Genomic DNA, 14,543 nt, shown 5'->3' with positions numbered 1-14,543 from the left:
TAATAATGAGAAAAAAACCCTATGACATTAAGCCAACTGGATATTACCGTACTTATTTTTTACGCCGTGCTATTACTGACCGTCGCATTGTACATATCAAAAAGCGACAAGTCAGCTGCCTCAAATACCGAGGATTACTTTTTAGCAAGTAAAGCATTACCATGGTGGGCCATCGGCGCATCACTGATTGCATCAAACATTTCAGCAGAACAGATCATAGGAATGTCTGGTTCTGGGTATGCGATGGGACTCGCCATTGCTTCATACGAATGGATGGCCGCAATTACGTTAATACTTGTTGGCAAATACTTATTGCCCATATTCTTAAAGCAACAAATTTACACAATGCCGCAATACTTAGAACAGCGTTACAATAAACCAGTCAAAGTTACCCTCGCACTGTTTTGGCTGGTGGTGTACATATTTGTTAATTTGACCGCCGTATTATGGTTAGCGGGCATGGCAATTGAATCTATCTCTGGTTTAGATGCCATGATTGGCATGCTATTACTATGCCTTTTCTCTGTTGCATACTCCACTTATGGGGGACTAAAAGCAGTTGCCTATACAGATATTATTCAAGTTGTTTTATTGGTTTTAGGCGGGTTACTTTTAAGTTACTTGGCGCTCAACCAGGTGTCAGCAGGTAAGGGCATTATTGTCGGGTTTACAAAGCTTTCTGAGCAACTACCCAGTCATTTCGATATGATTCTATCCCCAGAGAATAGTCACTACGCAAGTCTTCCTGGTGTCTCCGTATTGGTTGGTGGTTTATGGATCATGAATATCAGTTACTGGGGCTTCAATCAATATATCATTCAGCGTGCTCTTGCGGCAAAAGACTTAAATGAAGCACAAAAAGGCATTGCATTTGCCGCCTATTTAAAACTGTTGATGCCATTTATTGTCGTGTTACCCGGTATTACCGCTGTCATACTTTACCCCAAACTACCTTCGCCTGACCTTGCGTATCCTGCCATGATGGGGCTAATGCCTTCGGGTATCAAGGGGCTGATTTTTGCGGCTCTGGTTGCAGCGATTGTTTCTTCACTGGCGTCTATGACCAATTCTATTTCAACAATATTTACCATGGATTTATATAAAGAAATTAAACCACATAAGAGCCAACACCATTATGTGGTTATTGGCCGCGTTGCTGCTGTTTTTTCATTAACGATAGCATTAGTAGTCGCGAAACCTTTATTAGGTCAGTTTGAACAAGCATTTCAATATGTTCAGGAGTTCACCGGTATCTTTACCCCCGGTATCGTCGTCATTTTCCTGCTGGGGATGTTTTGGCCTCGCGCAAACTCACAGGGAGCACTTGCAGCAGCGATTGGGTCGGCTTTGTATTCAATCGCTTTAGCCTATTACTTCCCCAACTTTCCATTTATGGACAGAATTGGCTTAGTGTTTCTCATGTGTTTATTAACTGCGATTATTACCTCTAATACAACCACTGGACATAGAACAGCCAATAGGTCCTGTCATTTACCTACTTCTGCTAGCGTAAGTACTGGTGTTACCTCTGAGTTATTCAATACCAGCCAAGCATTTAACATTGCGGGACTGGGCTGCGTGATCATTTTAGCCGCGCTGTATGTGACTTGGTGGTAATACACAACTTAGCTGACTATTTATACGTATACACCAATAATAAGAAGTAATAATGAGTAAAATTCAAGAATACGAACTGCAAAACAACAACGCTATGACCGTGAAAATCGTAAACCTAGGTGCGCGGGTAAGTTCTATTAAAGTGCCGATTGATCAATGTCTAACTGAAATGACTGTGACATATAACAACCCGCAATGCTTTCTCAACGACAAAGCATATATCGGTGCCACTGTCGGGCCTGTCAGTAATAGAATAGAGAATGGCCAGTTTTACTTAAATCAAACCCGTTATATGTTAGATAAAAATGACCGGGGCAACTGTTTACATGGTGGCGAAAAAGGTTTTTCGCAGCACCTATGGCAAGTTAACGAAACAACTCGGACACTTACCTATTTAGAGTTAAATTTAGAGTCAAAACATATGGAACATGGTCTCCCTGGGCATCTTAATATTACGGTTGGCTATAATTTGACTGAGGATAACGCACTTGAAATTAGCTATTATGCAACCAGCACTCAAGACACCCTCTTATCAGTATGTAATCACTGTTATTTCAATCTTGCAGAAACGTCCGTCGATAACCTATTCTTATCCCTTGATGCTACGCGATACTTACCAATAGATGAATTAGGCATTCCGACAGGCGATATGAAATCGGTGGGTGACGGTGATTTTGCATTTAACAGCCAACTAAAAAGCATCGGATTAACTATAGGATCAGCTAACGACCCACAAATTATTGCCAATCGCGGATTTGACCATTGCTATGTGATCAATCCCCATTTGGCTCAATCACCAGTCGCAACCTTAATAGCAAAAAATACAGGTATTCGTATGCAGGTATATACCGACTATGAAGGTGTTCAATTTTATTCTGGACAACACCTAGAGCCACCATTTAAACCTTATCAAGGAATATGCATAGAAGCACAACGATTTCCCAATGCCATCAATAACCCGTTTTTTCCCAGCCCGATACTCAAGTCAGGTGCCTTATTTAAGCAACATACAATATATAAGTTTGACCATGTTTAATTGGAGGGTATTCACAACCATATTAATTATTTACATGAATGGTTTATGTGTCACCACCGTCTATGCAGTCACCAAAGCAGAGCCATCATGTGTTAACTGCCACGCGAAACAGTCTACTGATTGGCTCAACTCCGACCACGCAAAAGCCATGTTAGATGCAACCCCCGAAAATGTCCTTGGAGATTTTAATAATAAGACCATAAACCACCATGAACAAATAGTCAGATTTTATAAACGCACCGACCAATACCTCATGACGGTTACCGACAAAGATACCGAACACACGGTGGTGATTAAATACACGTTTGGTCATAGACCATTGCAACAATATTTGGTTGAAACACAAAATGGTCGATTACAGGTACTTCCTTTTAGCTGGGACAGTAGAGCAAAAAACCTTGGAGGGCAACGTTGGTATCCAAACTATACAGACGCAATGATGACCTCATCAAAGCGTTTGCATTGGACCCAACCGTTACAAAATTGGAATGGTATGTGTGCCGATTGCCACTCAACAGGCTTAAAGAGACACTACGATAGCGAGAGTAACACCTTTAATACAACCTTTAAGGACGTTAATGTCAGTTGCAATGCTTGTCATACAGAGTTAAATGACCACGCCGAAAAGCATCTTCTAAAATCCCCAAACACGCCTGCAACACACTCAACTAAGTCTTTAAAAAATCAAAGCTGGGTATTTGAGTCAAATGGCGCGAACGCGGTATGGCATGGACCTAAACGAGACAATAGTTTTATGGACAATTGCTTCTCATGTCATTCAAGACGACTCCCGTTAACTGACGGCATTACCACCGGAGCAGCATTTTTAGATCAGTTCATTCCGCAATTACCAATATCTCCGTATTATCATGCCGATGGACAAATAAAAGACGAAGTGTATGTTTATGGCTCGTTTTTACAAAGTAAGATGTATGAAGCAGGTGTAAATTGTCTGGATTGCCACGATAAACATACTATGAAAGTAAAGCAGCAGGGCAATGGGTTGTGTTTACAATGCCACAGCAATGATGTTTACAATAGCTATGAACATCACCGACATCAAACAGAATCGGCAGGAAGTTTGTGTGTAAATTGCCATATGCCGGAAACAGAATACATGGGTGTAGATAAACGCCGTGACCACAGTTTTAAAATCCCTAGGCCTCATTTATCTGCACGTTTTAGTACGCCAAACTCGTGTAATCGCTGTCATGAGAACAAAAGCGCACAGTGGGCAAGCAATGCAGTAAATCAATGGCATGGTAAACCCAAACCTCTGACTGTGAATGAAATGAACCTAGTAAAATTAAACTTGGGTCTAGTTCTGTCTGACAGCGAACATTGGAACATTATCAATGACAGCAAGATCAGTATTATTCGTAGAGCAAGCGCGTTGCAGTTACTCAAAGCTATCTCTAATGCAAAGCAACAACAAAAGCTCATTCATTATTTAAAGCACGATGAGCCGTTACTACGGTTGGCCGCCATCGAAGCATCCAAGTTAATGCCAAACGCAATATTAAATACACAGTTACTACCGTTACTGAATGACGCTTACAAAGCTGTCAGAATAAGCGCGTCACGCACTATGATTCTATCGGGTATGACTGATATATCACACCCCAAGTTTGTTCATGCATTTAAAGAACTCATGGGTGTTTCAGCATTAAATAGTTGGCGAGGAGAGGGTTTAGTAGAGCATGCTGCTTTACTGGCAAGCGCCAGCCAGTTAAAGGGGTCGGAAAAAGCACTTATTCAAGCCATCGAATTAGACCCATATCATGAAGTAGGGTATATCAATTTAGCCGATTTATATCAAAGTCAAAAACGAGAAAACCAAGCAAAGTCCATATTAGAAAAGGGCATTGTTACAATTCCACGCTCGTCCATTATTTCATATGCCCTAGGCTTGCACTTTGTGCGCACTAAGCAACTTGACCTTGCAATGAGCCATATTAAAAAAGCAATGCTATTAGACAAGACCAACCCGCACTATGCCTACACCTATGTATTAGTGCTTGATAGTTTGGGGCAAAGTGAAAAAGCCTTAAAACAATTGCGCTTAATCATCAAAAGCTATACTGATAAGTCAAACCTGAACTCACTCGGTATGGACTTAGCACTTAAACTGGGCGATATGGAGGCATATCAAGAATTCAGATGAGATAATTCCCCAAATTGCTGGTGGCACGTAACCCACCAGCGATTATTAAAAAATTTAGACTTATTAAAATAGCAACGTTTCTGACTCAAGTTGACTGTACTTCACCTCACATTTGTTGCCAAATGTGAGGTGAAGTACAGTAACCACAATGTAAGCATTTCACATACATTTCTATGACACATGACAGATATTGTATATTCACATACTCCACTAGAATTCTCACCATCGAATTAGCTTGGAAACATATTATGAATACTTTACTCAAATTAACACTGCCTTTAACTGCTGCAATTATACTGTCAGCTTGTGGAAGCAGTAGCAGCACTAAACCGACGACTGCCCCAGTAAAATCAGAAACCCCTACAACGCCTGTAACTCCAACACCTGGTACACCAGAACCTGCTGCTGTACATTCTATTCAGCCAGAAAACGTTGCGCAATATATCGAAACATTTAAGCGCCAATATGATGCGCTTGACCTGCAAATTGATGGCGTAAAATACGATATATCTTATGTAGATAGCGATAGAGATGCTAACGTTATTTATGCGAAATACGACAAAGGCTTTTTATTTTTCGGGTTTGATTTTGACGACAATCAACCTATTGCCTCACTTACCGTATTAGAAACCGAATTAGATGATATTAACGACGCCATTGCCGAGCCTAAGGCCTACTTATTTGGGACTGGTATTAACACAACTTCGGATGATAGCGACAATATTATCTATTCAGGAAGTATTAATAACACCGTAGGAGAGTACTCGGTCAGGTTGCTCATAAATGAATCGCTCCTTTCCAGCGGCAATAGCAGTATAAAAGTTGAAGGTGACACGGCAAAACTCAATGGCGAGCTTGGTTCTTTAACATACGTTCAACTAAATGACGTGATCAACAACCAACCTGCAGTAAAAACACTGTTACTGCAATCTATAGGGGGTTCTTTGAATGACGATATCAACATGCATACAGGCAGGTTAATACGCAACGCACAATTGGTCACCAAAGTAGAATCGACTTCTAAAATATATTCTGGTGGTGTTGATTTATATGCCGCGGGGTTCAGCCGTATATACACACCTGGCGCAGTCGTTGGAGTACACTCATGGTGTTGTAATGACGCGGGTAAATCTGCCGCAGACCTAGAAAAAGATGATCCGGCTCATGGTGCACAACTGACTTATTTTAGAGAAATGTTAGGCAAGGAACTCGGCCCAGAATTCTATTTTTTCACGATAGATTCAGCCGCTTTTGATTCAATTCATAATATGACTCAACAAGAACTTGATAAATTTCTACTTATCAAATAATCAAAAAATTGTTTAAAAATGTAGTGAGGCACCTGATAAAGGTGCCTCTTTACGTTATGTCTGTTATATTTTATTACTCGTTGAATTAATTATTTTTTGCAGAGTATATGCCCCAGCCTACACGTATTTTACTGGTAGAAGATGATCGAAAATTGGCTTCTTTACTCAATAGTTATTTTTCAGGGTATGGCTTTGATGTCGAAATACTGACTTCAGGTGAACATGCCGTTTCACACATCGTAAACCAGTCTCCTGATCTCGTTATATTAGACCTCATGTTACCTCATCAAGACGGATTAAGTATTTGCCGCGCTGTTAGAGAACAATATCACGGCGCAATTTTAATGCTCACAGCGAGCGGTGATGATATGGATCAAGTGGCAGCACTGGAAATCGGCGCTGACGACTTTGTGCAAAAGCCTATTCAGCCAAGGGTATTATTAGCACGCATTAAAAACCTGTTACGCCGCACAAATAACCAAAATGTTACAAACAATATTCAAGAAAGTAGCGAGACAAACACAATAAAGACGTTTGGTGCACTGTGGCTAAACCAGACGCTACAACGCTGTACACTTGCCGATGAGTTAATTACCCTTACCCCGTCTGAGTTCGCTTTACTGTGGCATTTGGTTGAGCATTCTGAGCAAGTTAGAAGTCGAGAACATCTACTTAAATCACTGAGAAATATTGATTATGACGGCCTCGACAGGTCAATCGATAATAAAATATCGCAAATTCGTAAAAAATTAAAAGACGATACAAGCCGCCCCCAGGGGATCATCACAGTTCGTGGCAAGGGTTATATGTTCGTACCCGACTTTTGGTAAGTAAACCCCATACAATCCCATACAGTCGCATCAAAAAAAAACAGGTAACCTACAGGCTTACAACGTAAAGTAAATTTAAGATTGTTCGGGAGTCATATAGTGACTAGGTTATTTATTTCATTTTATACAGGGTTATTGCTGACGCTTTATGGGTTTGTGGTACTCGCACATTTAATTAATACGTATGCCATTATTGATGTTGATAACGTCACTGATGCACGCCAATTCTCAGCTGAAATTCAACTACTCGAAGAATTAGACCCACATATCTCGCCAGAACGTCGGCAGTCTTTATTAAATATGATTGCTGAACATAACCAAATAACCATCGAATTAATCGGAAATGCACAAATCCCCGATTATGTGCAAACGCATTTAACCCAGAGCAATGTCTGGTTTGATGATGAAGAATTTAACTACTTCAAGGCGTTTACAGAAGATAACTATTATAGAATCGCGACGGACTATAACCACCCGCTAATACAGATTGAAGAAACGATAGAGAACTACATTATCATTGCACTTATGTTGTGTGTGGCATTGTGCTGCTTTATTTGGTTTTTTGTATTACATCGTAAACTAGCCCTAATTGAGAAAACGCTCATTAGCATCAGCGAAGGGAATATGGCTGCGAGAACACCCGTCAAGCAACACTTACAAATTGGTCAGCTCAATACGTGCGTCAATGTGATGGCTGATAAAATTGAGCATCTTTTAACGAGTCACAAACGCCTGACTTACTCAATAGCGCACGAGTTTCGCTCACCGCTATTTCGTATGCAATTACATTTAGAACTACTAAGTATAAATAAAAAAGGAGTAGGTTCGAACCATATTAAAGAACTTGAAGATGAACTTTTTTCTCTTGAAGATATGGTCGATGAATTACTCAGCTACGCACAAATGGAAAGAGCTGAACTCAGGCCCGAATTAAAACGCCTAGAGCTCCATGAATTTATACAGACATTGTGTGATAAGTTAACTTTCGAATGCGTGCATACCTTACATTACATCAACAACCAATCCTTACGTTATTTTGTACTCGCTGACCCTTCCTTATTGGCCAGAGCGCTTGGAAACTTAATTACCAATGCTGATAAGTACGCCAAAGAACATATATATGTTCTTTTAACTGCAAACAGCGAAACCTTAACCATAATAATTGAAGATGATGGCGAGGGCATTGACGACAACCACAAGCAGGAAGTATTTGCGCCATACTACAGAATAAGAGAAGCGAATAACCAATCAGGCTTTGGATTAGGTCTGGCTATTGTTAAAGAAATAGTTAGCCTGCACCAAGGCGCCATTGCCATACAAGATAGTGAACACGGTGGCGCCAAATTCACAATGGCATTACCGCATTCGAATTAACGATAAATTTTTGGAAATCGATGTAAGAAGCAATAGAAAATAGGGAAACAAGTCAATGAAGGGGGCTTACATAGGTAGATTACTTAGCGCTCTAGTCAATTATCTATTTAGCCATCGTCTAGCGTTAATTTAGGAGTAACTCTAGATTAAAACTTACGTCACTACTGTGTTGAGATATTTGCCTTACTTCAACCGCGACGACATTATTTTGTTGCAGCGTCACTTTTTTATTAAGCGTCACTTCATACCACATATATTCAATCAAAGAACCTGTTGCAAAATGAACATCACTATTATTGGAAGTTAAGCGGGGTTGCCCTGATTGTGTACCATTTGGGAGTAGCAAGCGGTGAACTTCGATGCCATTAATAAAGACTCTTGCGCCATCATCAACTAACATTCGTAAATTAAGCTTAGTGGGGACATTAGGGCCATTCCAATTAAACTCATGACGAAAGTAATAGGCAATAATCGGCGTTCCTGCACTTGTTTTTGCTAAACGTGTTTGTTCATCTCCTTCTCCGAAACCCAATTGTGCTTTCCCTAACGGCCATTTTGAATCATCAAAAAGTGGGTGATGCCAATTGTTAGCAGGTGCTATGGCGCTGTCATAATATCGCCATTTTGCGTTGACTGGAACGAGCACATTTTGCGCCAAAGATTGCGAACTTAACGTAATTAAACATACTACAAAAATAAACCTTAACGCTTTATTCATTCTCACTCACAAACACCATTATGTTATATACGTTTTAGATTGTGCTATATAAGCATTTCGACTCAAAACCTTAACACTATCATTCTGATATTACTAATTATAAAAGTAGCATCGCTTTACATTAGGTTTTATCAACCAACATCACTAACAAAAAACTAAATGCTGTTCCAAGGTATAACTTCGAGGCATATGCTGCCGCGTATACAACAATTAAAACAACACAGGTTTATAACGAATGAAAACCACAATAATTAATTTAGTTTTAGCAACAAGCTTAATAAGCACTTCATTTGTCGGCCACACAGCGGATCTCACTAGAGGCCCGTATTTACAAATGGCGGCGCAAAAACAAGTCACAATACGTTGGCAAACAGATACCCCAGTAAAATCACAATTGCACTATGGAGAGTCACTTGGCAATCTGAAACCACTCTCTTATTCTGAAGCACTGAGTACAGAACACGAAATAACCGTAGACAAGCTACAGCCTGATAAAAAATACTTCTATGCAATATATGATGGTTCAACGTTACTCAGTGGCAATGATGAACAAACTTATTTTCGCACCTCTCCATTAAAAGACAGTGATAAGAATACAAGAATATGGATATTAGGCGATCCTGGAAGAGCTGGCACAGATCCAGATACCACCGCACAAAAAATTGTACGGGACGGATATTTGAAATTTGCAGGCAATACACCGCCTGATTTTTGGATGATGCTAGGTGATAATGCGTATAACGATGGCACCATCACCGAGTACGACAATGCCGTATTTAGTCAATATCCCACTATTTTAAAACAATCAACTCTTTGGCCTATTATGGGAAATCATGATAATCGCTCTGCTGATGTTGAAACCCAAACGGGTGGCTTCTATGATTTATTTTCCATTCCTACGAATGCTCAATCAGGCGGTGTTGCATCATCTCATGAAGCCTATTACTCGTTTGACTATGGCAATATTCATGTTGTGGTGCTCAACTCATCTGACAAAGAGCATTATAAAGAGTCTAGTGCCATGTTAGATTGGCTGAAACAGGACCTAGCAGCGAATGATAGTGAATGGCTTATCAGTGCATTTCATCATCCAGTGTATGGAAAAAGTGGTCACGATTCAGATGAAGCAGAAAACATGATCTTTATGCGTGAGCGCTTCTTACCTGTACTTGAACAGTACGGCGTCGATCTTATTTTAGCTGGTCATAATCATTTTTACACCCGTTCTGTGTTAATGGCTGATCACCACAAAAAGTCGGGGGATTACAATCCTTCTACACACATAATGCACGGTGGCAACGGTCAACCTGATAAGGATGGCGCTTATACTAAAAAACAGGGAGAAAAAGGGGCCGTTTTTATAACTCACGGAGCCAGTGCAGGTAGTGGAAAGGGGTATGCAAGGCAAGTACGCCCAGACGAAATAAGTGAGGGGAAGCGTCATCCGACAGATTATATATACGGTGGCCGAGGCTCAATTGTTTTAGATATTTTTGCCAACTCTCTCAAAGCACATGTTCTCGGTCCGCAAGGTGATATTGTCGATTACTTTACTATCACACACAGAGATGACGATTCGCCCGCAAACAATCCACCTATCGCCGTTATCAACGCACCGTCAGAACTGGCATTATTTGAACCTGGGCAATTCTCGAGTGAAGATTCACTTGATTCTGATGGTCATATCGTGGCTTACTATTGGCAGTTTGGAGATGGCATAACAAGCACACTCGCAAATAGTACACACCAATACTCAGCGCCAGGAGATTATATTGTTCGTTTAACGTTAACAGATGATAAAGGCGCACAAACAAGTACAAACACCCACATTTCAGTAAGCTCTGCGCTTACGACTAAACTCACCAAAAATGAACCAATCACGGTTTCAGGTAATGCAAAAGATACCATTTATTTTTATTACGAAGTGGATAATACCTCTCAGCCTGTGACGATATCTATAACAGGAACACAAGGTGATGCCGACCTTTATGTAAAGTATGCACAGCGACCAACTAAAACTGACTATGACTGTAAACCTAACAAAAATGGGAGTGTTGAAACATGCAATATTACCGAGCTGAGTGCTGGGAAGTACTTCATCATGCTGTATGGCCACAGAGCTTTCTCTGATGTCACATTGCTAGCTACCCAAACAACGCTTAATAATTCTAACCCTATTGCCGATGCGAATGGCCCATACCAAACAACATTAGGGACCAATGTACACTTCAGCAGTGCCGGAAGCTTCGATTCTGATCAAGATGAATTAAGTTATCATTGGCAATTCGGTGACGGCGTTACGAGTACACAGGTCTCACCTGAACACGCGTATATCAAAGAGGGAAGGTACAACGTTTCTTTAACCGTGCAAGACCCTCATGGTGCACAAAGTACCGATACTACTTTTGTAACAGTATCCGATGACATTGCACAGCCAAATAACTGCGAACAAGGTGTAGAGCCAACCCATGGAGGGCGAATAGAACTTGCCAAACAATATTGTCTAGCCACGCAAAATAGTGCAGGGCAGTTACAGTATTCACTGTATATTGATGAGCAATACTTAGGTAAAAACCTGTTCATAAATACCGCGCATGGAACGGGTAACGCCAACATTTACTATCAATACTCTAGTCGTCCAAACAAAACAAACTGGGATGCCAGAAGCATTACTGATGGCAACAATGCATCACTCAAAGTTACGAATCTTAAAACAGGCTGGCATTATATACACATCACCACAGAGCAACATTTTGACGATGTATCTATGCAAGTATCAATAGATTAATTTCCACTCACGAGGTAAGGCTAAGTGCGGTCTTACCTATTTCAACATGCTCAAAGACGATAGAGTAACACAGTCCTTCATAGTCAATTAAATCCATTAATTGGACTCTGAGAAAATTATAAGTACTATACCTATTCAACCCACAAAAATTAGTTTCTTCATATATTTATGCCTAGTACTGAACCCCCTTTTCTAGACCACTTCACCATGAATCAGTGGGTTGTAGATTGTAAAAAACTCACAGCAGTACATGCTAATAAAAAAGTTCGATTAGAACCAAAAGCAGCGCTGATCTTGCAATATATGGCTGCTCGACCGGGCCAAATAATTAACCGAGAAGAACTATTTAATCAATTTTGGTCTAATCAAGTGGTCACAGAAGATGCCTTGAATCGCGTTATTTCTTCTTTAAGAAGGGCGTTTGATGATAACCTGAGCGAACCACAATACATTGCGACCATACGCAAGACTGGCTACAGATTAGTGGCAGAGGTGGCCCCTTTACCCTCGGGAAGTAAGTATGCAAAACGTAGGGTAATTAGTTCTATAAGCTTTTTTTTAATCATATTATTCACATTTCCACTCATAACACGCATTGTATCAACTACTGAGCCCACAATATCGATGGGTTCTATGCAGCGCTTAACTTACAACACTGACCTAAAGCTTATGCCCAACCTAAGCGAAGACGGTACGCATTTAACATATATTGAATCAGACATAGGCGAAATGGATACCATTGTATTGATGACGGTAAAAAATCAGCGCAAAGAACGCTTCAGCGCATATGACTACGAATTTATGCACCCAGTAATTACCGCTAAAACAAACTCTGTACTCGCTTTAACCCGTAAAAACCACGCTCATTCAATATCACTTATTGACCTGTCTAACGACACAATCAAGCACATTGTTGAGCTACGCGGTAAAAGTTATGGTTTAAACCATCATATAAATAACAAAACCCTTGTTTTTACCCAAGAACACCTCAACTCAAAAACACATCGACTAGCAATTTATGACGCTTTAATCGATTTAATAGAGCCCCTTTCAACACCACCGCGGGGATTGACTGATAAGTACCCGATATTTTCACCTTCAGGGTTAAAAATTGCTTATATCCGTTCTAAAGCTTCATCTGACCACGCGCTATTTACGGTGGACCTCGACGGGAACGAAACTCAATTGAGTAACTATCAAACTACAATTTCTGGGTATGACTGGGTCGATGATGAGCACCTGCTATATACCAATGAGCAGGGCGTACATTTACTTACTCTGACTGGTGAAACTAAAACAATATCAGCGCCATTTCCCACAAATACATTATCAAACTTACAAATTAGTAGTAATACCGGTACTCTTTTATTCTCTTTACAGCAGACTAACTTAAAAGGCGTCGCTCTAGATTTAACCCAGCCAAAAAAAGCATTACCACTCACAGCTTCAAACAGTAATGATAGCGAACTTTCGATTAGTCCAGATGCAAAAAAAATGGGCTTTGTTTCAACGCGTAAAGGTTACAAAACACTATGGATTAGAGGTAACAATCACTTAAGCAGTATTAACAACTCTAAATTCGATGATATTTATGATCTAGTGTGGTCAACAGACAACCAACGCATTGCTGCGACTATTAAACAGGGTAGCAAATATGGCATAGCAATCTATCATGTTGAGCTCGATAATTTACATGTTACATGGTTAAGTTCAGATCCAGTACATGTTATAGGCTGGAACAAACATAATAGGGTGCTTTACGCTCAAAGACACCACCTCCACTGGCGTTTAGCCAGTTACAATAGTGCGACCTCAGCACACTCGTATTATCCAGCTATAAACGTCTATCAAGGCCGACTTTTACCGGATAAAGAATCCTTACTGTATATCGACGCTGTTACGCGCACGCTGTGGCAGTGGGACTTTAATAATAAACCTAAAAAAATACCGACTCCGAAACAAATGACGTTAGATCGAAACTGGGATGTCGACCTTCATGGCATCTACTATATAGACACCAATGGTATCGTAAAATACTACAAGATGGATAATGGTGAAGTTAAGAGCATCGTGGATCACCCATATACATTTTCATTCCAATCCAGACCACAAGTGCGTTTGCATGGGTTTATAGGGACCAATAAGACCGTGACAAACAACGATTTTTGGCTTTCAGCCATAACTTTGTAACATCGGTTTGTCACTAAATAAAAACTATTTTAAAAAGTACTACTAAGTTTTATGTGGTAGCGGGACGATAGCGTGTAAAGATTTTATGGTTGGTTCCAGCTGTTAACTTTATTAATTCAAACCACCTAACCGGTCGACTTATTTGCCAATCTAGAGAAAGTTAGGAGAGCTTGAGCGTCATCTGAACTCAATATATCTTCTAGTTCTATAGTTTCTTTTGATAATTCGATTGTTAGCGTAAAATTTTTATCCGCTTTGGATAAAAGCTCGTTGCAAAAACAATTGTGAGATTTTTCTAAGAGGGTTCACAACGGCAATAAGTAAGTTAATTGAGTTCTTAAAGTTCAGTGGTACTTAACACCTCATCATAAGCATAAAAATGTCCGATACCGTCTAGTATTGGACATTTAATACGTAAATCATTCGCTTAATAAAAATCAAAATACCAGTATATTATAATAATTAATTAACACCCTATAATTTACGTTATGTTAAATTAATATATTCACGTCATAT

Annotated in this window: 9 protein-coding genes; 8 read left to right on the top strand and 1 reads right to left on the bottom strand. The window is 40.0% G+C overall.

Annotation, left to right across the window (positions count from 1 at the left end; translation table 11 throughout):
- The first annotated feature begins 21 nt into the window (after positions 1–21).
- From J8M01_RS14340 to J8M01_RS24370, 6 genes are all read left to right on the top strand, one after another.
- Positions 22–1,617: a sodium/solute symporter gene (locus J8M01_RS14340; protein WP_211058444.1), complete on the top strand. Its 1,596-nt coding sequence runs from the start codon at positions 22–24 to the stop codon at positions 1,615–1,617.
- Positions 1,618–1,669: 52 nt separating this feature from the next.
- The gene (locus J8M01_RS14335; RefSeq protein ID WP_211058443.1) at positions 1,670–2,653 is read left to right on the top strand and encodes an aldose epimerase family protein; all 984 of its coding nucleotides are present in this window, start codon (positions 1,670–1,672) and stop codon (positions 2,651–2,653) included.
- Between the two features lie 34 nt (positions 2,654–2,687).
- On the top strand, positions 2,688–4,817 hold the full coding sequence (locus J8M01_RS14330; protein ID WP_211058442.1) for a HEAT repeat domain-containing protein: 2,130 nt from the start codon (positions 2,688–2,690) through the stop codon (positions 4,815–4,817).
- Between the two features lie 248 nt (positions 4,818–5,065).
- Complete coding sequence (locus J8M01_RS14325; RefSeq protein WP_211058441.1) at positions 5,066–6,127, top strand: hypothetical protein; 1,062 nt, start codon at positions 5,066–5,068, stop codon at positions 6,125–6,127.
- A 107-nt stretch (positions 6,128–6,234) separates the two neighbouring features.
- Positions 6,235–6,957, top strand: a complete 723-nt coding sequence (locus J8M01_RS14320) for a response regulator transcription factor (protein ID WP_211058440.1) — start codon at positions 6,235–6,237, stop codon at positions 6,955–6,957.
- A gap of 99 nt (positions 6,958–7,056) precedes the next feature.
- On the top strand, positions 7,057–8,331 hold the full coding sequence (locus J8M01_RS24370; RefSeq protein WP_211058439.1) for an ATP-binding protein: 1,275 nt from the start codon (positions 7,057–7,059) through the stop codon (positions 8,329–8,331).
- Positions 8,332–8,455: 124 nt separating this feature from the next.
- On the opposite strand, the gene J8M01_RS14310 is transcribed toward J8M01_RS24370, so the two are convergent.
- Positions 8,456–9,049: a hypothetical protein gene (locus J8M01_RS14310; RefSeq protein WP_211058438.1), complete on the bottom strand. Its 594-nt coding sequence runs from the start codon at positions 9,047–9,049 to the stop codon at positions 8,456–8,458.
- A gap of 235 nt (positions 9,050–9,284) precedes the next feature.
- Between J8M01_RS14310 and J8M01_RS14305 the strand changes: the two genes are divergently transcribed.
- Together J8M01_RS14305 and J8M01_RS14300 are read left to right on the top strand one after the other, a co-directional pair.
- Entirely contained in the window at positions 9,285–11,837 is a 2,553-nt protein-coding gene (locus tag J8M01_RS14305) for a PKD domain-containing protein (protein WP_211058437.1), read from the top strand.
- 207 nt (positions 11,838–12,044) lie between these two features.
- Entirely contained in the window at positions 12,045–14,027 is a 1,983-nt protein-coding gene (locus J8M01_RS14300; RefSeq protein ID WP_211058436.1) for a winged helix-turn-helix domain-containing protein, read from the top strand.
- The last annotated feature ends 516 nt before the right edge of the window (positions 14,028–14,543 follow it).

Origin of the sequence: Pseudoalteromonas sp. MMG005 (assembly GCF_018101015.1) — a bacterium.
Classification (GTDB): domain Bacteria; phylum Pseudomonadota; class Gammaproteobacteria; order Enterobacterales; family Alteromonadaceae; genus Pseudoalteromonas; species Pseudoalteromonas aurantia.
This window is presented reverse-complemented; position numbering and strand designations above follow the sequence as displayed.